The 21,176-nt window shown below is 55.9% G+C and carries 18 protein-coding genes and 1 riboswitch; of the genes, 7 read left to right on the top strand and 11 right to left on the bottom strand.

Going from position 1 to position 21,176, the window contains the following annotated elements; all coding sequences use genetic code 11:
* Positions 1 to 108 precede the first annotated feature (108 nt).
* Genes QY332_07280 through QY332_07270 form a run of 3 tightly spaced genes read left to right on the top strand, consistent with a single transcriptional unit; the run spans position 109 to position 1,930 of the window.
* Positions 109 to 1,053 (top strand): diacylglycerol kinase family lipid kinase, encoded by a 945-nt coding sequence (locus QY332_07280; protein ID WKZ37733.1) that lies wholly within the window; start codon positions 109 to 111, stop codon positions 1,051 to 1,053.
* Position 1,054: 1 nt separating this feature from the next.
* Positions 1,055 to 1,531, top strand: a complete 477-nt coding sequence (locus QY332_07275; protein WKZ37732.1) for an SH3 domain-containing protein — start codon at positions 1,055 to 1,057, stop codon at positions 1,529 to 1,531.
* Positions 1,532 to 1,579: 48 nt separating this feature from the next.
* Entirely contained in the window at positions 1,580 to 1,930 is a 351-nt protein-coding gene (locus tag QY332_07270; protein WKZ37731.1) for a DUF971 domain-containing protein, read from the top strand.
* Between the two features lie 63 nt (positions 1,931 to 1,993).
* Here the strand turns inward: QY332_07270 and QY332_07265 are convergent, their stop codons facing one another.
* The 3 genes from QY332_07265 to QY332_07255 are packed head-to-tail and all read right to left on the bottom strand — an operon-like array spanning position 1,994 to position 4,930.
* Positions 1,994 to 3,829: a tetratricopeptide repeat protein gene (locus QY332_07265; protein WKZ37730.1), complete on the bottom strand. Its 1,836-nt coding sequence runs from the start codon at positions 3,827 to 3,829 to the stop codon at positions 1,994 to 1,996.
* 9 nt (positions 3,830 to 3,838) lie between these two features.
* The gene (gene amrA / locus QY332_07260; GenBank protein WKZ37729.1) at positions 3,839 to 4,414 is read right to left on the bottom strand and encodes an AmmeMemoRadiSam system protein A; all 576 of its coding nucleotides are present in this window, start codon (positions 4,412 to 4,414) and stop codon (positions 3,839 to 3,841) included.
* A 24-nt stretch (positions 4,415 to 4,438) separates the two neighbouring features.
* Positions 4,439 to 4,930: a flavin reductase family protein gene (locus QY332_07255; GenBank protein WKZ37728.1), complete on the bottom strand. Its 492-nt coding sequence runs from the start codon at positions 4,928 to 4,930 to the stop codon at positions 4,439 to 4,441.
* Positions 4,931 to 5,079: 149 nt separating this feature from the next.
* Here QY332_07255 and QY332_07250 point away from each other — a divergent pair, with 149 nt between their 5' ends.
* Complete coding sequence (locus QY332_07250) at positions 5,080 to 6,312, top strand: C39 family peptidase (GenBank protein WKZ37727.1); 1,233 nt, start codon at positions 5,080 to 5,082, stop codon at positions 6,310 to 6,312.
* Between the two features lie 14 nt (positions 6,313 to 6,326).
* Positions 6,327 to 7,268, top strand: coding sequence for an SUMF1/EgtB/PvdO family nonheme iron enzyme (locus QY332_07245; GenBank protein ID WKZ37726.1), 942 nt, complete (start codon positions 6,327 to 6,329; stop codon positions 7,266 to 7,268).
* 34 nt (positions 7,269 to 7,302) lie between these two features.
* Here QY332_07245 and QY332_07240 read toward each other — a convergent pair whose 3' ends face one another.
* Entirely contained in the window at positions 7,303 to 8,007 is a 705-nt protein-coding gene (locus tag QY332_07240; GenBank protein ID WKZ37725.1) for a response regulator transcription factor, read from the bottom strand.
* 179 nt (positions 8,008 to 8,186) lie between these two features.
* On the opposite strand from QY332_07240, the gene QY332_07235 reads away from it, so the two are divergent.
* Both QY332_07235 and metK read left to right on the top strand, forming a co-directional pair.
* On the top strand, positions 8,187 to 9,122 hold the full coding sequence (locus QY332_07235; GenBank protein ID WKZ37724.1) for an SUMF1/EgtB/PvdO family nonheme iron enzyme: 936 nt from the start codon (positions 8,187 to 8,189) through the stop codon (positions 9,120 to 9,122).
* A gap of 112 nt (positions 9,123 to 9,234) precedes the next feature.
* A riboswitch (SAM riboswitch) is annotated at positions 9,235 to 9,338 on the top strand.
* A 76-nt stretch (positions 9,339 to 9,414) separates the two neighbouring features.
* Entirely contained in the window at positions 9,415 to 10,626 is a 1,212-nt protein-coding gene (metK, locus tag QY332_07230) for a methionine adenosyltransferase (protein WKZ37723.1), read from the top strand.
* Between the two features lie 111 nt (positions 10,627 to 10,737).
* Here metK and QY332_07225 read toward each other — a convergent pair whose 3' ends face one another.
* From QY332_07225 to gyrB, 7 genes are all read right to left on the bottom strand, one after another.
* Complete coding sequence (locus QY332_07225; protein ID WKZ37722.1) at positions 10,738 to 11,493, bottom strand: ABC transporter ATP-binding protein; 756 nt, start codon at positions 11,491 to 11,493, stop codon at positions 10,738 to 10,740.
* Positions 11,493 to 12,284, bottom strand: a complete 792-nt coding sequence (cbiQ, locus tag QY332_07220) for a cobalt ECF transporter T component CbiQ (protein ID WKZ37721.1) — start codon at positions 12,282 to 12,284, stop codon at positions 11,493 to 11,495. The genes QY332_07225 and cbiQ overlap by 1 nt, the downstream gene beginning before the upstream one ends.
* A gap of 91 nt (positions 12,285 to 12,375) precedes the next feature.
* Entirely contained in the window at positions 12,376 to 13,311 is a 936-nt protein-coding gene (locus QY332_07215) for an energy-coupling factor ABC transporter permease (protein WKZ37720.1), read from the bottom strand.
* Between the two features lie 2 nt (positions 13,312 to 13,313).
* Entirely contained in the window at positions 13,314 to 13,739 is a 426-nt protein-coding gene (locus QY332_07210) for a Fur family transcriptional regulator (protein WKZ37719.1), read from the bottom strand.
* Between the two features lie 183 nt (positions 13,740 to 13,922).
* Positions 13,923 to 15,077 carry an FIST N-terminal domain-containing protein gene (locus tag QY332_07205; protein WKZ37718.1) on the bottom strand — a complete coding sequence of 385 codons (1,155 nt, stop codon included), beginning with the start codon at positions 15,075 to 15,077 and terminating at the stop codon, positions 13,923 to 13,925.
* An 18-nt stretch (positions 15,078 to 15,095) separates the two neighbouring features.
* On the bottom strand, positions 15,096 to 19,118 hold the full coding sequence (locus tag QY332_07200; GenBank protein WKZ37717.1) for a GAF domain-containing protein: 4,023 nt from the start codon (positions 19,116 to 19,118) through the stop codon (positions 15,096 to 15,098).
* Positions 19,119 to 19,243: 125 nt separating this feature from the next.
* Entirely contained in the window at positions 19,244 to 21,172 is a 1,929-nt protein-coding gene (gyrB, locus tag QY332_07195; protein ID WKZ37716.1) for a DNA topoisomerase (ATP-hydrolyzing) subunit B, read from the bottom strand.
* Positions 21,173 to 21,176 lie beyond the last annotated feature (4 nt).

The following is a 21,176-nucleotide window of genomic DNA, read 5'->3' as shown; positions in this document are numbered from 1 at the left end:
GCAATTCAAGTAGGATACGATTTTTTAAGGTTGGGAATTCCGCAGGTTCACGCCGGAAAACCCCAAAATTGCATGGGGTTATGGAATGCCCGCGGTTATAATGCCCCCATGCGAAAGGGACTTTTACTTTACAACCCCACCGCGGGGCGCTATCCCGTCGGGCGTTTCGTGCGCGGCATCATCAAACCCCTGCGCGCCGCAGGCTGGAGCGTGGACATCGCCGAGACGTTAAGCGGCACGCACGCCACGCAGACCGCGCATCAGGCCGCCAATGAAAAATATGACGCCGTCTTCGCCATCGGCGGCGACGGGACGGTCGGCCAGGTGGCGAGCGGGCTGGTGGACACCGGGACGGCGCTGGCGGTCCTGCCCGCAGGTACCACCAACGTATGGGCCATCGAACAGGGACAAAAACCCTTCAGCTGGTTCCAATGGTGGAATTTGCGCGAGAACGCCAGATTGCTGGCGAACGTCGAGCCGCAATACGTGGATGTGGGCATGTGCAACGAACGTCCCTTCTTATTGTGGGCGGGCATCGGCCTGGACGCGGAGACCATCCGAAAAATAGAACCGCGTCACCGCCTCTTCAAACATCTCTCCGTCCCGCATTTCTTTGCCACCACGGTCTGGGAGGCATCCTTCTGGCACGGGCTGGACCTGCGCGTGTATGCCGACGGCGAACTGGTGGAAGGGCATTATCTGGTGGCCGTCGCCACCAACATCCGCCACTATGCGGGCGGCATGTCGGTCATCTCGCCGGATGCCCTGCTTGATGACGGTGAAATGGATATGTGGCTTCTGAGCGGGGAGAGCCTTGCGGATACCTTCCGCCACTTCTTTGATCTGGTATCGGGCCGCCACCTGACCTCCGAACATGCGCGGCGTCTGCGCTTCCGCAGCGCGCGCATCGAATCGGACGCCAACTTTTCCTTACAAGTGGACGGCGACCCCGTCCTTGGCGGCAACAAGGCTGAGATCAGCATCCGGCACCGCGCCCTCAAAGTCCTGATGCCTGAGAACGCTTTAACCCTGCTTCAAAACCCGAAGAGATGACATGGACTTAAGACCTTATTTAAATCGATTTGTGATCTTCGGCGCGCTCGGCATTGCAGGGATATTACTGCTCGTCACGCTCATCGTCATCGGCTGGACCTCCCCCCGCTTCGCTCCTGACGTTGGGTTTGCTCCGGCCGACCTGACCATGATCCCCGCCCCAACCCATACCCCCGCGGCGACAGCCGTCCCCACGGATGATCCCCTCGCCACGCCCGCCGGCTTCGATCCAGATTCCATCAACATCGACGGCTATGTGCAGATCGACGGCACAGGCAATGACGGACTACGCATCCGCTCCGCACCCGGCCTGAACACGGAAACTGTCTTTCGCGGGGACGAAGCGGAGGTCTTCCTCGTCAAGGACGGTCCCCAAAGCATGGATGGATATACCTGGTGGTATCTGGTCGCGCCATATGACGACACCCGCGCCGGCTGGGCTGCCGCGGATTTTCTGGCTGTCGTCCCTTCGCCGTAGCCCTCCACCCCGCCTTCTCCCAAGGGAGAGCAAAAAGAAAAGGAAACCATGTCTGAAAAACCAACCAGCGTCACCGCGAACAAAAGCAAACGCGAATTCACCATCACCTGGGACAGCGGACATATCAGCGCCTATCCCTTTGGATTATTGCGCGCAGCCTGTCCATGCGCCTCCTGCCGCGGGGGACATGAGAACATGAAATCGGAACCCGATGAGGATGTGTTCACCAGGCAAATGGAGGACACCCCTTCCACCCGATTGGCCAATATTGTTGCGACCGGCTCCTACGCGTTGACCATCGTCTGGGAGGACGGCCACGATTACGGCATCTACAACTGGCATTATCTGCGGGCGTTATGTCCCTGTGATGAATGCCGCGCTGCCAGGTCATCAAGTTAAGAAATGGAAAAAAGAGAGACTGGCAGTTCAGTCTCTCTTTCATTCTTGTTTAAACTCCTGCTGCTAGGGCGTCGGGGTTCGGGTTGGGGTACGTGAAGGCGTTGGTGTGACGGTCGCATTTGGCGTACGGGTGGAGGTGGGGACGGTCGGTGTGGGGGTCAGGAAACCCAATTCCTTCAAGTGTTCCAGGGCCTCCGTGCGCATTTCAGGGGATACCGCAGCCGAATTCAATGCAAGCAGGTCGTTCCAGCTTTTGATCGCATCCCTTGTTTCGCCGCGTTCCTCCTGGATCAGGGCGCGCCAGTAGAACATGAGCGCCTTTTCCTGATCGGTCTTTGCCGACAGTCTCAATGCATCCATCTGCAGAAACGCGCTCCCATACTTCTCCTGCAGGTAATACGCACGCGCCAGCCCCAGATTCGCTTCGAATGAATCCTTGTCCACATCCACGGCGACGGCAAGGTCTTGAACGGCATCATCAATATTGCCCAGTTCAAGGTTGGCAAACCCGCGATAGATATAAAACCTGCGCAGGCCGCTGCGGTTGAGGGCCGTTGCCTTGTCGAGACTGTCCACAGCCGCCTGGTATTGGTTCACCTCATAATAGGCCTGTCCCAGTCTGGCAAACGCAAGCGCATCCTCATCCTCATAGATGACATAGACTTCAAGCGCCTCGAGCGCGCGCTGATACTGGCCGGTGTCCAGGTAGAGCTCGCCCAATAGATTGTATATGGGCAGGTGCGTGATATCCAGCGAATAGGCCTTTTCCGCCGAGGTAAGTGCGTTCTGCATGTCATTGAGTGCATAATGGACATTGGCATAGGTAATATACACTTCCGGCGAATCCGGCAGGAGTTCCGCCGCGCGTTCCAGGTCTGCGAGCGCATCCTGAAGGTCATTGCGGGCAAGCATGAAACGGGCGCGCTCCAGATACGCTTCGCCGAAGTTTGGGTCGCGCCGGATCGCGTTATCCAGCAGAGGCCTGGCATTAAAGCTGGGGTTGCTCATCAACCGCACGCGTGCCTGGCCGAGATAAGGCGGCGCAAAGTTCGGATCGAGATTCAAGGCGTTGCTATAGGCATTCAGGGCATTGCCCGTCTGCCCCTTGAAACGATACGCCTCCCCGATCATGTAATAGATATCCGCGGATTCCGGTTCAAAGGGAAGGATCAACTGCATGTTGGAGATGAACGCGTCCCAATCACCATTCTGGTAGGCTTGCCGCGCCAGGCGATACTGGTCAAGGGATTGGGGCGCGCGCGGCGTATTCACATAGAGAGGCGTTGGTGTGTAGGTTTGAGGCAGCAACATCCACAACGGCGTGGGACCCGTAAATGCCCGTGTGGATGGCGCAGTTGCACCGAACAGGGTTGGTGTGGGTGTAAAGGTCGGGGATGGCCCCGGGGTATTCGTCTGGGTGGGGACCACGGTTGTCTGGCGCGGAAGGATAAACCCGAACACAACAATGGATATCAATGCCGCGCCGATCACTGCCATGCCCAACAGCCTCACCGCGGGACTCCTCGCAAACACCCTCAATCCCCTTTCCTTGGGCAGTTCATTCGCGAGCAGTAGTTTCTGCTCCCATGCGCGCGGACGGTTCATCGGGAATGGCTGAACTGTATCATCTGGTCCCAATGCCCCGAGCAGGATCAAGCCTCGTTTTGCGGCACCATTTTCAGGGTCCAGTTTGAGCGCGGTTTGCAGGCAGTAGATGCGCTCCTTGGCATTATCCACTGCGGCGCTTAACCAAATCCAATACGTCGCATTATTCTGGTCCGATTTAAGTAAAAGGGTCAGCAACTCTTTTGCGCGTGGTTTATCCCCGCGGCGCAGAGCATCCACCGCATCCTGGAAAATGGTATCGCTGGAGTGCTCTTCCTTGAATTCTTCAGTCATGTTTACATTTTAATCCAATTCACGGAATTCTTCGACCTGATATACATGAACTTGTAATTTTGTCTCCCGCCACATTTTTTTGTGCGCGCCCATCTTCAGGCAAAGCTGATCGAGAAAATCGGCGGGGTCCGGGATCTTCTCCCAAACCTGCGGGAGAAAGGTTGCGCGGCGAAATCGATCCTTCAGAATGACGCCGTCCACATGCGGTTTCAATTTTTTGAGAAGGTCTTCGCTCGAGGAATATTCCAGCGGATGGGGGGCGGTCAATCGCGAGACCTCGATCCTGATCCTGCTCAATTCGCCCTCCTCCACAGGGCGGAAGCGCGGATCTTCCAGGGCTGCCGCAACCGCATGTTCACGAACATCCTCCGCCAGCGGCTGATAGGCCTCCAGTGTGCCGATACAGCCACGCAACTGATCGTTGACCGTCAGGGTCACGAATGAGGCGCCGTTCCCACGCAGCAGCGGCGTGAGAAGCTGATCATCCAAGGCCGGCAAAGGCTTTCCTTTTACAGCGTATTCGATGGCTTCGCGCACAAGACGCAAAAGCGTTTGCTTTTCCCCATCCGTTAATTTTGCAGACATTTTGCCATCCATGCAGGTTGCGCCCTACGACAACTGGGACAACTGCCAATATTTTCGGTTGTGATATACCAGCGGCTGTCCCTCGCCTGTGCCATGCGCGGCAAGCACCTCTGCAATGAACAAGGTATTCCTGCCGGCAAGGAAGGTCTCCACCACACGGCAATCCAGCCAGGCCAGTCCGCCCACGATCAAGGGCGAACCGGTGACCAATGTTTTGGTTTGCAAGCCTGAAAAACGGTTTTCCACATCAGAGAGGCGCCCGGCAAAAACATCCGAAATATCTGCCTGTTCTTCGGAAAGAATGGTCAGACCGAAGGTACCCGATTTTGAAACCAGTTCATGCGTACGCGAACCGGATCGCAGGGAAATGGTGATCATGGCCGGGTCCAGCGCAATGGATGTGAACGAGTTTACGGTCATGCCATGCTTTTGGGCTTCATGCACGGCGGTCACCACCGTCACACCGGCAGACCACGCACGCATGGCAGCCCGTAAATTTTCAGGGTCAAGGGTCATAAAAGGTACATTCTCCATGGTTGATTTCATAATACTTCCCAGAGTGTGGCTCGTCAAGACAAAAATCGCGAACCATGCCCATTTGATTCAACAAGCACCCAATTCCTTACCTTAAAACCATTTCATTTACGCGTGGTAAACTCCCCAGCATGTCCAGGCGAAACAAAAACATCATGCTGGCACTGGCAGGCACAGCCCTGCTGGCTGTTTTGGTGTACCAGATCCCCTACGTGAAATCACGCGCGTCATGGCGGGTGGAAGTGTTCGGAATCTATTTAAGCAACATGATCGACCCTGTGGGTCCCGTGCCGACGGCATTGCCGGTCACACCACAACTCTCCACATCAACGCCCGCTCCCACCGGTATCTCCGCCGCCCAACTCCCCCCATCCGCCACACCCACCGCCACCTTTCCCCCCTTGCCCGCGCAGATCTCGATGCCATCGCCGCCCTACGAAAAGCAAACCCCCAATAACTGCGGACCGGCAACCCTTTCCATGGCACTGCACATGTATGGCTGGGAGGGAAGTCAAAGCGATATTTCGGATGTGGTGAAACCGATTTTGCAGGACCGCAATGTCAACCCGGAGGAAATGCGCTATTACGTCCGTACGCGCGCGGGCTGGCTCAACCTTGAATACCGTGTGGGTGGCAGCATCGACACCCTCAAACGACTGCTCGCCGCAAACTATCCCGTCATGGTCGAAAGCGTCACATCGCTCAACCCCGGCGACGCGCTGGGTCCCGCCGACGATCTATGGGCGGCGCACTACCTCCTGCTCACCGGCTACGACGATATAAAACAGGAATTCACCGTGCAGGATTCCTATCGCGGTCCAGACCTGACCATCTCCTATACCCGCATCGAAGAAGAGTGGAAACCCTTCAACAACCTCTACATGGTGATGTACTTCCCGCAATATGAAGACGAGATAAAAACCCTGCTCGCCTCCGACTGGGACCCGAACCTGAACCGCCAACGGACATTGGACGCCACCCAGGCCGCCACCGTCACCGACTCCGCAGACGCCTTTGACTGGTTCAACTACGGCAGCAACCTCGCCTACTTTGCACGCTACGAAGAAGCCGCCCTCGCCTACGACAGGGCGCGCGAGATCGGGCTTCCGTTACGCATGTTCCGCTACCAATTCGGTCCATTCCTTGCCTACTTCCATTCCGGCAGAAACGACGACCTGCTCGTGCTGACCAAGTATGCCATTGGGATCACGGATATGTCTGAAGAGGCGTGGTTATGGCACGGATATGGCCTATACCGCAAAGGCGACAACGCCGGCGCGCTCAAAGCCTGGCAAAAAGCGGACAGCATCAACCCCAATTTCTTTGAAGATCAGGCACGCAATGCCATGCAACTCCTGCCGTAATGCCCACAGGTTTTATGAAAAAGAATATCCTCCAATCCATCATTGTCTTGTTTATCGCTGCTTGTCAACCCGCCCCAGCGGCAATGCCGGCATTAATCCCAACTTCGGCTCCGCCGTCGACACCCACCTCCGCACCAACCAAAACCCATCTTCCTCCTGTGCCGCAGGCCACGTCCACGCCCGAAGCGATGAGGATCTCCCCAAAAGACGGAATGCCCCAACTCTGGATCCCGGCAGGCAGCTTCATCATGGGCGGGATGGATGTACAGAGGAAAAACGACGAACTGCCTGCACACGAAATCCATCTTAATGCGTTTTGGATGGATCAGGTGGAGGTAACCAATGGCATGTATGCCTTGTGCGTGCAGGCAGGCTCGTGCAGGCCGCCCGCCCAGAATCGTTCCGACAACCGCGAAGAGTATTTCGGCAACCCCGAGTTTCAGGATTACCCCGTTGTCCATGTAACCTGGCGGGATGCAAATGTCTATTGTCGCTGGGCAGGACGACGCCTGCCCAGCGAGGCGGAATGGGAACGCGCCGCGCGCGGGAATGACAAACGCAACTATCCCTGGGGCGATGAACTGCCGAATCAATATAATTCCAATTCGCTGAACATCGTTGGCGACACAACCCGCGTCGGGTCGTACGCCGAAGGTGCAAGTCCATTTGGCGTGCTGGATATGGCTGGAAATGTTTGGGAATGGGTGGCGGATCGTTACCGCCCGGATTACTACGCAAAATCCCCGGCTGAAAATCCAACGGGACCCGCTGACGATGAGGTCTTCAACAACCTGCGTGTGATCCGCGGCGGTTCGTTCCAGGAGGACGGGATCTTCCTGCGCCTTTCAAACCGCAACTCTCTTGAAGGCCCCGACGCAAGGGCACAACCAACGGAAGATGCGTACTATGGGCGCAGTTCGGTCAAGGTCGGTTTTCGGTGCGCAGCGGACGATTAAACAGAATCAGGCGAAGGGTTTGGAAAGAGGCGTTTTAATCCTTCACGAAACTATAACCGCCGGGCCAGGTCTTGATCAGGCGAGTCTCACCGGCCTCCTCTTCGAGCTTTTTTCTCAGGCGATAAACAACATTCTTAAGCAGGACAATATCCCCTTCCGCGCCCCACACGGTTTGGATGATCTCCTCGGCGGGAAACACGTAACCGGGACGGCTCATCAAAAGATGCAGGAGCCGGAACTCGAGATTGGTCAGCTTGATCTCTGTTTTGTTTGACCCGACCGCTGAACGATGAGATGGGTCGAGGCGCAATCGTCCCGTTTTGCGGGGTGTCATTGGTTCGTTCCAACTGCGCCGCGACCAGGCCATGATCTTGGCAAGAAAGATTGCAGGGCTGATCGGCTTTACCACACATTCATCCACCCCATTCTGATAGGCTTCCAAAATCTCAGTTTCGTTATTATATGGCAGAAAAAGCAAGATTGGACTGACGCTTATGGAACGGAATGTACGGCACAGTTCCATGCGTTGAGCATGTGGAGCGTTTAAGTCAATGACAATCAGATCGGGGATTTCCTCGATGGAACGCTCCATGGCCCGCTGGACGGAGGTTTCAAGGATGGCAATCAACCCCTTCTCGCGGATGATATAGCCCCAAATGGGCGCGGTGGCATCCTGATCGCAAACGATGAAAACACGGGGGGAATTTGAAGAGAGAGGTGATAGGTTAAGTTTGGTCATAAAATCTTTCGGGTCCTTGAGATAATTCCCAAAAAAATCGAGACTAACAAGGCTGTAAGTCAATTATACACATAAAAGTCATAAAAAGTCATATTTTATTACCAATATATTACTTTTGGGGGATTAGGAAAAAAGTCACCACTTTGTATACTGGGGATATATCTCAAAAAGGAGAACTGATGAATAAAATATTCCCAACCCTGGTAGCTCTGGCTTTGTTTGTCTCTGCCTGCCAACTTGGAGGCGGACAGTCTGTACCGACAGCAATCCCCGTTTCCACCGCTTTCCCGACCAACACCCCGCCAGCCATGAATCCAACCGCAGAAGCAAGCGAGGGTCAGGCTGGGGCTGAACGTGTTTCATCCGTGGACGGCATGCCTCAAATTTATATTCCTGATGGAACCTTCCGTATGGGGGCGATGGATCCTGGAGAGCAGAAGGACGAGGTCCCAGTTCACAATGTGACCTTGAAGGGATACTGGATGGATAAACTGGAAGTGACCAACGGTATGTATACACTGTGCGTTCAGGCGGGAGCTTGTGAACCACCCCAAAACTTCAAATCTGGAACACGCAATTCCTACTTTAACAATACGGAATTTAATGACTTCCCTGTTGTATATGTCACCTGGGCGCAGGCACGTACCTACTGCACCTGGGCCGGACGCCGCCTCCCGACCGAAGCGGAATGGGAACGCGCGGCACGCGGTGACGATTTCCGTACCTATCCATGGGGTGACGAGCGTCCGGATTCTTCGCACGGCAATTTCAACTATTATGTTGGAGACACCACCCGTGTAGGTAGTTTCCCCGCTGGTGCCAGTCCGTATGGAATACTGGATCTTGCCGGTAATGTAGCGGAATGGGTCAATGATTATTACGACAGTGAGTACTATAGCAAAGGCGTGACCATGAATCCGCCGGGACCGGGTGAACGCAGTAAATATTTCAATCGTGTTGTCCGCGGCGGTACATATCAGGACGCGTTCAAGGACATCCGCCTTGCAAACCGCGCTTCGGTGCGAGGCTCGAATCTTGATGCTTCAGATATCTACTCTGCCGATTACCTTGGTGAATTTTCGCCAAAGATCGGGTTCCGCTGCGCCTCGGACTAAGCCCCGGGTATCCATTCCAAAGCCGTCAGAATTTTCTGGCGGCTTTTTTTATTTGACGTAGTATTTTAGCTATGGTAAACTCGCGCCACAAATCAATAGCCCCAATACGGCGCTCTTATCCAGAGAGGCGGAGGGAACGGCCCTGCGATGCCTCGACAACCGGTCAGTAAAATGAATACGGTGCCAATTCCGACAGGATATTCTGGGAGATGAGAGGGTAACACAGACATGCTCAAATTGCCCTTTCTGCACGCGTGAAGGGCAATTTATTTTCTTAAGGAGAAACAATCCAATGAGCAATACCTTCATGACCTCCCCCAGCCTGATGTTCACATCAGAGTCCGTTTCAGAGGGGCACCCCGACAAGATGTGCGACCAGATCTCGGATGCGGTCCTCGATGCGTGCCTGGAGCAGGATCCGCGCTCGCGCGTCGCGTGCGAGACGGCGGTCAAGACCGGCTACGTCATGCTGTTGGGAGAGATCACCACCAACGCCGTTTTCAACTATGACGACCTTGTCCGTAAGGTGATCAACGAGATCGGCTACGATGACAGCGCGAAAGGCTTCGACGGAAATTCCTGCGGCGTGCTGGTTGCCATCGCCAAGCAGTCCGGCGACATTGCCATGGGCGTGGACAAGGCGCTCGAAGCCAAGGACGGCTCGATGACCGAAGCCGAAGTGGAAGCCATCGGCGCCGGCGACCAGGGCATGATGTTCGGGTTCGCCTGCAATGAAACGCCCGCCCTGATGCCCCTGCCCATCTACCTCGCCCACAAACTCATCCTTCGCCAGAGTGAAGTCCGTAAAAACGGAACCCTGCCCTGGCTGCGTCCCGATGCGAAGAGTCAGGTGACAGTGGAATATGCTTTCGGCAAGCCCAAGCGCATCGACACCGTCCTGATCTCGACCCAACATGCCGCGGATATCTCACAGGAGGACATTCGCAAGGCTGTGATCGAGCACATCATCGATCCCATTCTGCCCAGGGAACTGGTGGACGGCAACCTGAAGGTCTACGTCAACCCGACGGGACGTTTCGTGGTCGGTGGTCCGATGGGCGACGCAGGTTTGACCGGACGCAAGATCATCGTGGATACCTACGGCGGCATGGGTCGTCACGGCGGCGGCGCCTTCTCCGGGAAAGACCCCACAAAAGTGGACCGCTCCGCTGCGTATGCGGCGCGCTATGTGGCAAAGAACGTGGTCGCCGCCGGTCTGGCAGAGCGCGTGGAAGTGCAGGTTGCCTACGCCATCGGCGTGGCGCACCCGCTCTCGGTCAACGTGGAGACCTTCGGCACCGCCAAGATCGCCGATGACAAGATCGCCGCGCTGATCAACGAGCACTTCGACCTGCGCCCCGGCGCGATCCTGCGCGACCTTGACCTGCGCCGCCCGATCTATCGCAAGACCGCCGCGTATGGTCACTTCGGGCGCGACGATATCGAACTTCCCTGGGAGAAGACGGACAAGGCGGATGCGTTGAAGAAAGCCGCTGGTGTGTAGTCCGTAATTCGTAATGCGTAAGAATCAAAAAGCGCTTCTGAGAGATTAGAGGCGCTTTTTTGATTCGACGACCTGTTAAGATAAGGCGAATAAAAACGCGTTTTATTCAGTTCACGGCTTCTCCAGCCCATGCGCCGTCAACAGCGCCTCATCCTCCAGTATATCCTGAGTCAACCCATCCGCCACCACCCTGCCTTCGTCCATCACGATCGTGCGCGGAAATAACTCCTGCACCAGTTTCATGTCATGTGTCGAGACGAGCATCGTGATCGGCAGGTCGCGCAACAGGTTGATCAACGTCCGCCGCGCGCGGGGGTCGAGTCCCGCCGACGGTTCGTCCAACACCAATAAACTCGGCTGCATCGAAAGCACCGTCGCAATCGCGATGCGTTTCTTCTCGCCCACGCTCAGGTGATGCGACAGGCGCTCCCGATAGCCAGACATCCGCACGGCTTCGAGCGCGGCATCCACCCGCGCGCGGACCTCGTCCTCGGGCAAGCCCATGTGCAACGGACCAAACGCCACGTCCTCGAACACGGTCGGCGAGAAGAGTTGGTCGTCCGGGTTCTGGAACACGAGTCCGACCATGGCGCGGACAGCAGGCAGGTTGTCGCGTGTGAGGCGCATGCCCGCGATCTCCACGTCGCCGCGCCCGTGCAAAATCCCATTCAGGTGCAGCATCAGCGTGGACTTGCCCGCGCCATTCGGTCCCACCAGCGCCACCTTGTCGCCCTCGCACAACTTCATCGAAACACCGTGCAGGGCGGCGTGTCCGTCGGGATAGGAAAAATGCAGGTCGTTCACCGATAAAACATCGCCGTCACATTCCGGCGGCGCAAACTGTCTTTTGATATGCGTAACGGGCATCAGAACCTTCCAACCACTTGCAGGATAAAAATAACGGCAATCGCAAACGCCGTCGCGTAATAATCGGACGACTTCATCTCATGCGGATTCAACGTATAAAGATGACCGGCATATCCGCGCGCGACCATCGCATTGTAGATGCGATCACTGCGCTCATAACTGCGCAGGAATAATTGACCCGCCATGTTCCCCGCGACCTTCGCCCGCCACAACACGCCTCCCCCGGACCTCGAACCTGGTGCGGCTCCCGAACGGCTTTCCCTCGCCCGAATCAGACGGAAGACCTCGTCCACCAGCACGAAGAGATAGCGGTAGAGAAAGGCGATGATCGTGGTCAGGACGGCTGGCACGCGCAAATGCTCCAGCGCGTGGACGAGATCGGGAAAGCGCGTCACCGCCACGAGCAGGATCGCCATCTGCACCGAAAGCCACGAGCGGATGAGGATGCTCACGAAGCGCAGGAGTCCGTTATCCGTGATGGTGAGTTCCCAAAATAGGAATTGGAACTTGGTGAGCGGCTCACCGGGGATTGAAAACAACACCGTAATGGCGATCAACGCGAACGGCAGGGCGATGATGGAACGTTTGAGAGTGTAACCAAATCCCAGTTTCGAGAGCAAGTTGCAGGCAAGCAGGAACAGCCACGCGGAAATAAACGCCAGCCACGCGCCATCCGGGAGCAGGGCATTGGAAACGATAAAGACCACCGTCACTACGACTTTCACGCGCGGGTCAAGGCGGTGGAGGAAACTGTCTTTTTCGTGGTAACGGTCGAATGCGTCGAAATGCATAATTTTCGATATTTTACGGTGGTCGAGTAGTGGCGGGTCTCGATACGCCCTTTGGGCTACTTGACCAGCGCCGCCGTATCGAGACCACGATCTACGATTTCGCCTTCATTCCACGGCCGATCAATACAATCACTGCACCAACCACCATCACGCCGATCACACCCGCCATGATGGTGGAAAGCGCGGTTTCGCCGAGAAACGGAAGTGTGTAATCTGGAATGATCCGATAGGGCGCATCCAGACCTGCGTCAATGAAACCCATGTTGATTGCGACACGCTCCAGGCCGTCAGGATCGCTGGAGGCGAGGGGTGAGATCAACACAACAGCAACCGCGATCAAACCGCCGGACAGGATCCAGCCGCGTCCGCCTTTTGCAGATTCGGAGCCTTCGCCAAGCAGGTCGGGGCGGGTTTGCAAAATAAAGGACAAGGCCGCAACCGTGATGAGCGCCTCCCCCAGCCCGATTAGGGCATGGACCCCAAGCATGGCTGGAATGACAATCGTTAATTGAGATGTCCCGCTCAACCACAATTGCAGGGAGGTCAATAACGCGCCTGCCATCACGGACAGCCACGCAGCCACGCCTGCCACTGAAAGCTTGACGGCTTTGGATCGATTGGATACTGCGCGATACAACCCATAACCGATCGCGGCGGTGGCAAGTCCCATATTGAGGATGTTCGCGCCCATCACAAGCAGACCGCCGTCCTGAAAAAGAAGGGCTTGCACGGCGACCACGGCGGTCATCACGAGCATCGCCGCCCAGGGACCAAGTACAACCGCGGCAAGCGCACCGCCCAATAAGTGGCCGGAGGTGCCGCCTGCGACGGGGAAGTTGATCATTTGCGCGGCAAAGATGAAGGCCGCCATGACGCCCATCAGGGGAATCTGTTTTTCACCGAGCGCTTTGTTCGTTTTGGAAACCGCAAAACCAAGGATGATGATGGTGATCACCCAGCAAACAAGGGATACGACAAGATTGAGAAATCCATCTGGAATGTGAAGCGGGGCTGGTGCGTACAACATTTCTATTCTCCTTTTTGACAATTGGGACAAAGACCGAAAAATGTGATGTGGCTGTCCGTCAGGCGGTAGCCAGTTTCAGACTCGAGTTGACGATAAAGTTTTTCCAACAGGGCGTGTTCAACTTCCATTTCACTTCCGCAGTTTCGGCATTTCAAGTGATGATGCTCATGCCGCGCAATCTCATAGACCAGATGTCCGCTGCCCATGTGAGCCGCGCGCACCAAGCCATTCTTTACAAGGAATTCCAGCGTGCGATACACCGTGGTCTCGGTCAGACCGGGTAACTCCACCCGCGCCTGTTCGTATACATCAGCCGGGGAGAGATGCGCTCCGGAAAAGTAAAGCACGTGCAAAATCGCCATGCGCTGGGGCGTCATGCGGTAGCCGCGGGAGCGGAGTGCGGGGGCATATTCAGTGGCACAGGGCATATTTTTCCCTTATTGCAACTTCTTGCAATAGTACAACGTATAGAGTAGCACGGCTGGCAGTTTCTTACCTTAGAATAAAAAATCCCTCTTCGCGAGGGCAATGGGCAATCGATTGCACATTTTGTTTTAGCAAAAAAGCCCAGCTTCATCAAGCTGGGCTTCCTCTTTATTCAGGGAGGCTATCTACTCTTTTCCTGACCCCTCGCCAAACACAATAACCACAATATGCTGGTTGAGGAATCTTGGGGGTTTTAATTCGGTGGAAGTAACCTGGCCCAATGTATAGCCGCCGGCGATTGGGAGCTTATCACCTAAAATTTCCTGCACAGCGGCAATTTCCGCACCGGGCTGGGCTCGTAAAAGCATCTGCCAGGCAACATCCACCAGTACAAGTGCAAAAGCAGGTTTCACATCGCCAAGTTGTAACAAGGCTTGCTGGGCGGCCTGCCTGGCGGCGCGGTCACAGGCGGCGCGGCTGCCCACCAGCAAAAAGGCATCGATCCCATCGCGGATGGTTGCGTTCATGCGAAAACTGCCGTCGGCCTCCACACGGATCGGTGCGCGCACGACCAGGTCATCCCCATGCTCAATGCCAAGCGGATATAACCGTGCCAGATAATTCAATGGCGGAAATGCCCAATCACGCGGTGGATACCCAAAAAGCCCGGCGTATGTTTCCGAAGCAGGGCGTCCATCCAATGTGCGCAGCCAGAATCCACGGGACCGTGTCACTCGGAATTGACTCCCCACAGGGTCCCAGCCATGAGCCGTGCCCACGCCAATTTTCAGGTTGCCGCGTAAAAATGCAGCAGCCAGACCGCCAGAGCCGGTTTTACTCCCTGCCATCTGATAGCTGTTGCCCGTGTGCAGATCGCCGCTGGAAAGTCCGCCAATAATATTCATGCTGGATGATGAAAGCCCGCCGCAAAACTGCTCGGCATCCCCATTAAATCCATCTGCGAAGAAAAGCATGGACTGACGCTCGACCCGCGCCGACGCATGCTTCTCCACCTCGGAAGCTGTTTCACGTCCGGACTGTGCATAGCCCGGCAGCCAGAGGGTATCCGCTTGAAAATCCCCGCCAAGCAAAGCCACCACCACAGCATGAGGATGGTGACCGTCCTGGGTAAGCCCGGCCGGCGAACTAAATCCGATCATCGGCGAATCCCCGAGCAAACTGCCGGCGCCGCTCAATACTTCGCGCGGCTGGTATTGATGGGAGGCAATCACAATGGCAAACCCAGGTACGCCTGCACCAAAACGGTTCAACGCCTTGTGCGCAGCCCGCAAACCTGCTTCACGTCCATCAAGCGCTTGTGCCGATCCTACGGATGCCACCAATGTCATATCGCCTCACTACTCTTCTGCAACCGGGATCGTAAAATGGAACGTTGTGCCCTGACGGTATTCACTCTCGAACCATATCCGCCCCCCCTGCATTTCGACCAGACTCTTGGTGATATTCAACCCCAGACCGGTGCCTGGTGCTTCACGAGCTTTGGGGTCTTCAGAGCGGAAGAATTTCTGGAAGATCTTTTGCTGATCCTCGGCGCTCATGCCGATACCGCTATCCTTCACCCACAGGTGAATTACCCGAGGCGCGCCGTCGGGATCCCAATGATTATCAGCCTCCTCCACGCCCACTTGAAGAGTGCCGCTCTCAGGTGTGTACTTGTATGCATTGCTCAACAAGTTGGTCAACACCTGACCGACACGGGTACCATCCGCCCACATGGGAGGGAGGCTCGGGGGGATGATGATCTCCAGTCTTTGGCCCTTCTCCTCGATCTGGCGTTTCAACGTGCGGACAACTTCATCCACAAGGTCTGCAGCACTGGTGGCTTTATATTCCAGGCGCAAGCGACCCGCTTCAATCTTGGAATTGTCGTTCAGGTCCGAAACGAGCGTGGACATGCGCTCGACATTCGATTTAATCGTATTCAGGAAATTGTTCTGCATCTCGTTGATCTCGCCAACCGCGCCGCCCGCCAGCAATTCCGTATAGCCTTTGATGGATGTCATTGGGTTCTTTAATTCATGCGCCACAAATGACACGAAGTCGCTCTTGGCGAGGTTCGCGCGCTGGACTTCACCGTACAGTTGCGCGTTGGAAATGGCGATGGCGGCATGGTCCGTCAAACGGGTCAGGAAGTCGATATCCACCTGCGAGTCACTCGCGCTTTCCAAATAAAGCAACCCAATCACAGCCGTCTCACGGCGGATGGGGATTACCATTTGCGTGTGCGAGGCAGCGAGCAGTTTGTCTTGTGAAGCGCCAACTGCCACCTGCTGAGGCTGACCCGTCTCCAAGGCGAGGGACATGGCGGGCAATTCCACCGTCAGCGTGTCATCTGTTAGTTGCTCCATCTGCTCATCAAAGCCCTGATGAGACATGACACGGAGTTTTGTTTCATCTTCCAGCATGCCGATCAAGCCCGCTTCCGCAGCGGACTGTCTCAAAGCCCAGTCCAGGGTAATGCGCATCGCACGGTCCATTTCAAGGCTGGCGTTCAATTCGCGGTCAATACGCTGCATGACGGAGAGTTCCTCCACGCGCGCCGCAAGTTCCTGGTCTGTCAATGTATAAAGTCGGGCATTTTCAATGGCGACTGCGGCCTGCCCTGCAAATGCGGTAAGCAGGGTCTGGTCATCCTGAAGGAATGGGAGTCCATCACGGCGATTGATGACTTCGATCACCCCAATCACACGGTCTTTGACCTGCAGAGGCACCGCCATCAACGAGCGGCTGACAAAGCCGGTCTGCTGGTCAACGCCTGTAAACCTGTTTGCGGAAAGCTGATCTTCATTTTCGATCATCGGGCTGCGGGTCTCCACGGCACGTCCGACGATGCCGGTACCCGGCGGCAGGCGTTGGCCGACCAGGTTCGATGCAACCGGTCCCACAGTCACCCGGAAGACAAGTTCGCCGGTCTGCTCATCCACCAAGAACAAACTCCCCGCTTCACATCGCAAAATTCCAACCGCATTTTCAAGGATATTCTGCAGGAGAGGTCCCAATTCCAGCGTGGATGTCAATTGACGCGTGATCTCGTTCAACGTGGAAAGCTGGTGGGCGCGCTGTTGCGTCTCTTCGAGCAGGCGCGCTTTTACAATTGCGCCCGCCGTCTGGTCTGCAATGGCCTGTAACAATTCAAGTTGTCCGCGCGTATAGACGGTGGCCCCATCACGGCTGCCCACACTCAACGCCCCAATGGATTCGGCACCGGCATTAAGCGGCACGCCCATCCATGCATAGACATTCTCCAGCGAGGGGGTATGACTGCGCACCTGACATTCACGGACATAATCCTGTGTAAGGATCGGGCGACTCTTGCGGATCACTTCCGGACCGAGGCCGGTATTCATCGAAAAGGGCAGGTTCTCACTTTCCTCGATGCGCTCGTTATTTTCGACGCAGAAACCATAATAAAAATAATCGCTGTCCTTGTTGTAAAGCGTGATGTGGAAATAGGAGGCCGGGATGATCTGGGTTGTTTGGGCGTAGATCAATTCGAGCACATCGTCGAAGGTCAGGGTGACGTTCACACCCTGGGAGACACGGGTCAGCGCGTTCATCTCCTGGATGCGGCGCTCAAGATGGGCAACGGTCTGCACGCGCTCAATCGCCACGGATGCCTGATCACAAAGATTTTCAAGGAAGCGGAGGTCACGCGGGGTGTAGGGTTGACCGGATAAACGCGACCCCAATGCCAGCCACCCGTTTGGGCGGTCCTTGCCCGGGAGGACAATGAACAAACGCGCGCCGAGCAACGCCAGGCGCGATTGCTCGGATTGCAGGGAGGAGGGCAGTGAGACCGTGTTATCCAGATACAGGGGCAGTCGTTCGGTTTCAAAATAGAGGGCCAGCGGACTTGTGGAGCTGAAGCGAATATCACTTGTGGAACGGCGGTCATCGCCGGGCAGGGCGGAGAAAAAATCGTTGAGTGCATCGTATGTATAGACGTGTACCCTGCTCGGGGTCAGGGTGGAGGCGATCTGGTCGCGCAGGATGGAGCCGATGGAGTTGAGGTCCAGGGCGGTGGTAAGTTTACGGGAAAAATCCTCCAGCTGCTCTGCAAAGACGCGCTCGCCGCGGAAGAAGACGGTATCCACAAGGCTTTGCAGCCGGGCGCGGAGAGGCTCCAGCATGATTGCAATCAGGAAGATATACCCGCCCACCAAATAGGCATTGTTTGCCGGCAAATTCATGTTGAAAAGCAGGCCCGCCCCTGTCACCAGAAACGCATACCCAAGCACGACAATCATGGTCAGCAGGACATACATAAATCCGCGGCGGACAATGTCATCCGTGCGCAGGAAACGGAAACGCAAAATGGTATGGCCAATGACCAGCGGAAATATTGCCAGGGGCAGGAACAAATAGGGCGAAAAGTTGACCGGTCTGACAAATCCGGTCGCCAGCCAGACGCCCAGAGGAACAAATGCAAACAGCGTCCCGACCAGAATGGCGCGCGCCTGGGTTTTTACCACGGGTGATTGAGCCGTAAACGCATGATAAACATTCATCACGATGTAGAAGAGAATACCGGCTGCAATAAAACCATACAGATACTGCCAGCTGCGGATGTATGCGGCCGGCTGGATAAAGTTGAACAGCTTGGTAATGGCATTAACAACCAGCATCAACCCGACAACAATCCCGCTCCAACGCAGGTATGGACGGGCGAAGAGGGCGCGCGGCTCAATCGGAAAAACAAGCGCAAGATTGATCAAGGCGCCGCCCACCAGCCCGCAGGCCAGAGTCCATAGCATGGTAAATTCATGCGTTGTGATCAGGTTGAAATAGGTGCCGGTGATAATGGCAAGCGAGGAAGTGAAGAGCGAAAAAGCGCGTCCCGCCGGCTCGTTGCGGCGCAGTCCGAATATCCAGAGACTGGCGGCAAGGAATAGCGCGCCCAAAATGGAGGGCACGATAAAGTACACCATGCGGCTGGAGGATGGGAAGGGATATAAGGTGATCTCGAAGGTACGCTGCCCGCCGCCCTGCAAAAGCACCGTTGCGGCGATTTGCTCTCCGGGGAAACGCGCCCATAAAACCTGACGGGTTTCGGCCGAACTGCGGACGGGCATATCATTGATGGCTATTAACTGGTCTCCAACCTGCACCTGCTGATACAACGCCCAAGCGGGGTCAGCCGCGGCTGGACCGGTGCCATTGAAAACCATCGTGTGTTCGTAAAATGCCCCGAGGAACGGCTGCTGGAACCAGCGGTTTGCCAGAAACAGCCCGGCCAAAAAGACCACCACCGCAACCGCCTGATATATGAACACGATCCATTGCAGGATCTGGCTGATCAGCGCGGCATAGCGCTGAAAGCCGAGCTGCACGGTACGCTGTATGCTTTTCTGTGCCAACATATTAATGGGATTTTACACTACAACACAGCCATTAGTTCATGCTACTTTCATGACAAAGCAACCAGACCTAAAAGAGAGACTGCGGCGGATCGCAGTCTCTCTTTTACTTTTACAGAAAACAGCCATTAAACATCCAGATTCCTCACGCTCTTGGCATGGGTCTGGATGAACTTCTTGCGCGGGTCCACGGCATCGCCCATGAGCATGTCGAAGGTGCGGTCGGCTTCGGCGGCATCCTCCACAGTCACAAGCAGCAGGGTGCGGTTGGCGGGGTTCATGGTTGTCTCCCATAACTGGTCGGGATTCATTTCACCGAGACCTTTGTAGCGCTGCAAGCCGGCCTTCTCACCAAGCTCTTTTACAACCTTGTCCTTCTCCTTATCGCTGTACACATACCTGACCTGGTTCTTGTGTGCGATACGGTATAACGGAGGCTGGGCTATGTAAAGATGACCGTCCTCGATCAACTTCGGCATGTAACGGAAGAAGAATGTCAGCAGCAATGTGCGGATGTGGCTGCCGTCCACGTCCGCATCGGTCATGATGATGATGCGTCCGTAGCGCAAGCCTTCAATATCAAAGTTATCGCCAATGCCCACGCCCAGCGCAGAGATCAACGACCGGACTTCATTATTTCCAAGAATCTTATCGAGGCGGGCGCGTTCGGTGTTTAAAATTTTGCCGCGCAACGGCAGAATCGCCTGAAAGTGACGGTCGCGTCCCTGCTTGGCGGAACCGCCGGCCGAGTCACCTTCCACGATATAGAGTTCGGTCTTGGATGAATCACGCTCCGAGCAATCCGCCAGTTTGCCGGGCAGTGTGAGCGACTCAAGCGCAGACTTGCGGATGACGAGATCGCGCGCCTTGCGCGCCGCATCCCGCGCACGGGCGGAGGTGAGGCATTTGGCAATAATGGACTTGGCTGCCTGCGGATTCTCCTCAAGGAACGTGCCAAAGGCCTCGCCCACCACCTGTGTAACATAGGTCTGCACTTCCGGATTCATCAATTTGACCTTGGTCTGCGATTCAAACTGCGGGTCCGGGTGCTTGATGGACACGATGGCGGTCAACCCTTCGCGTGTATCGTCGCCGGAGAAATTCGGGTCGGCATCCTTGAGCAGTCCATTCTTGCGCGCATAGTCATTGACCACGCGGGTCAACGAGGAACGCAGGCCTGTCAGGTGCGTGCCGCCGTCGATGGTGTTGATGGTGTTCGCAAACGAATACACCGACTCCGTGTAGGCGTCCGTATATTGGATCGCGGCTTCTATGCCGATATTATCAATGTCCTTTTCAACGTGCATGACAGGATGCAGGTTCTGACGGTTGCGGTTGAGGTAGCGCACAAAGGAAGTGATGCCGCCCTCAAAGTAGAAGGTCATCTCATGGTCGGCGCGCTCATCCGTGAAGCGGATCGTAACGCCGCGGGTGACAAACGACATCTCGCGGAAGCGCTGAACCAGCGTATCGAAGCGATAGTCTATCTCTTCCGTGAAAATCTGTTTGTCAAATTTAAAACTCTGCCGGGTGCCGGTCTCATCCTTGGCTTTGCCGATCTGTTTAATGGGACCCTGCGGTATGCCGCGCTTGTATTCCTGCCGCCAGTGTTTGCCGTCACGCCGGACCTCGGTCACCGTCCATTCAGAAAGGGCGTTCACGGCGCTGATACCCACGCCATGCAAACCACCGGAGACCTTGTACCCGCCGCCGCCGAATTTACCGCCCGCGCCGATCACCGTCATGACCACATCCACGGTTTCCATGGGGCGTCCCTTTGCATCCTTTTTCGTAGGGTGCGGACCAACCGGGATACCGCGGCCATTATCCTCAACCGTCACACTGCTGTCCGCATGGATGGTGATATTGATGGCGGTGCAGTACCCTGCCAGAGCTTCATCGATCGCATTATCAACCACCTCATAGACAAGGTGATGCAAAGCCTTGATATCCGTACCGCCCACATACATGCCGGGGCGCTTGCGCACATGCTCGATACCCTCCAGCGCCTGGATGGAACTTACATCGTAGTTTATTTTCTTCTCTTTTTCAGCCATGACA

It is taken from the genome of Anaerolineales bacterium, from assembly GCA_030583885.1.
GTDB lineage: Bacteria > Chloroflexota > Anaerolineae > Anaerolineales > Villigracilaceae > Villigracilis.
This window is presented reverse-complemented; position numbering and strand designations above follow the sequence as displayed.

Excerpts from the sequence above, each read along its gene's own strand:
- QY332_07280 (WKZ37733.1), top strand. The coding sequence starts at position 109 with ATGCGAAAGGGACTTTTACTTTACAACCCCACCGCGGGGCGCTATCCC.
- QY332_07275 (WKZ37732.1), top strand. The coding sequence starts at position 1,055 with ATGGACTTAAGACCTTATTTAAATCGATTTGTGATCTTCGGCGCGCTC.
- QY332_07270 (WKZ37731.1), top strand. The coding sequence starts at position 1,580 with ATGTCTGAAAAACCAACCAGCGTCACCGCGAACAAAAGCAAACGCGAA.
- QY332_07265 (WKZ37730.1), bottom strand. The coding sequence starts at position 3,829 with ATGACTGAAGAATTCAAGGAAGAGCACTCCAGCGATACCATTTTCCAG.
- amrA (WKZ37729.1), bottom strand. The coding sequence starts at position 4,414 with ATGTCTGCAAAATTAACGGATGGGGAAAAGCAAACGCTTTTGCGTCTT.
- QY332_07255 (WKZ37728.1), bottom strand. The coding sequence starts at position 4,930 with ATGACCCTTGACCCTGAAAATTTACGGGCTGCCATGCGTGCGTGGTCT.
- QY332_07250 (WKZ37727.1), top strand. The coding sequence starts at position 5,080 with ATGTCCAGGCGAAACAAAAACATCATGCTGGCACTGGCAGGCACAGCC.
- QY332_07245 (WKZ37726.1), top strand. The coding sequence starts at position 6,327 with ATGAAAAAGAATATCCTCCAATCCATCATTGTCTTGTTTATCGCTGCT.
- QY332_07240 (WKZ37725.1), bottom strand. The coding sequence starts at position 8,007 with ATGACCAAACTTAACCTATCACCTCTCTCTTCAAATTCCCCCCGTGTT.
- QY332_07235 (WKZ37724.1), top strand. The coding sequence starts at position 8,187 with ATGAATAAAATATTCCCAACCCTGGTAGCTCTGGCTTTGTTTGTCTCT.
- metK (WKZ37723.1), top strand. The coding sequence starts at position 9,415 with ATGAGCAATACCTTCATGACCTCCCCCAGCCTGATGTTCACATCAGAG.
- QY332_07225 (WKZ37722.1), bottom strand. The coding sequence starts at position 11,493 with ATGCCCGTTACGCATATCAAAAGACAGTTTGCGCCGCCGGAATGTGAC.
- cbiQ (WKZ37721.1), bottom strand. The coding sequence starts at position 12,284 with ATGCATTTCGACGCATTCGACCGTTACCACGAAAAAGACAGTTTCCTC.
- QY332_07215 (WKZ37720.1), bottom strand. The coding sequence starts at position 13,311 with ATGTTGTACGCACCAGCCCCGCTTCACATTCCAGATGGATTTCTCAAT.
- QY332_07210 (WKZ37719.1), bottom strand. The coding sequence starts at position 13,739 with ATGCCCTGTGCCACTGAATATGCCCCCGCACTCCGCTCCCGCGGCTAC.
- QY332_07200 (WKZ37717.1), bottom strand. The coding sequence starts at position 19,118 with ATGTTGGCACAGAAAAGCATACAGCGTACCGTGCAGCTCGGCTTTCAG.
- gyrB (WKZ37716.1), bottom strand. The coding sequence starts at position 21,172 with ATGGCTGAAAAAGAGAAGAAAATAAACTACGATGTAAGTTCCATCCAG.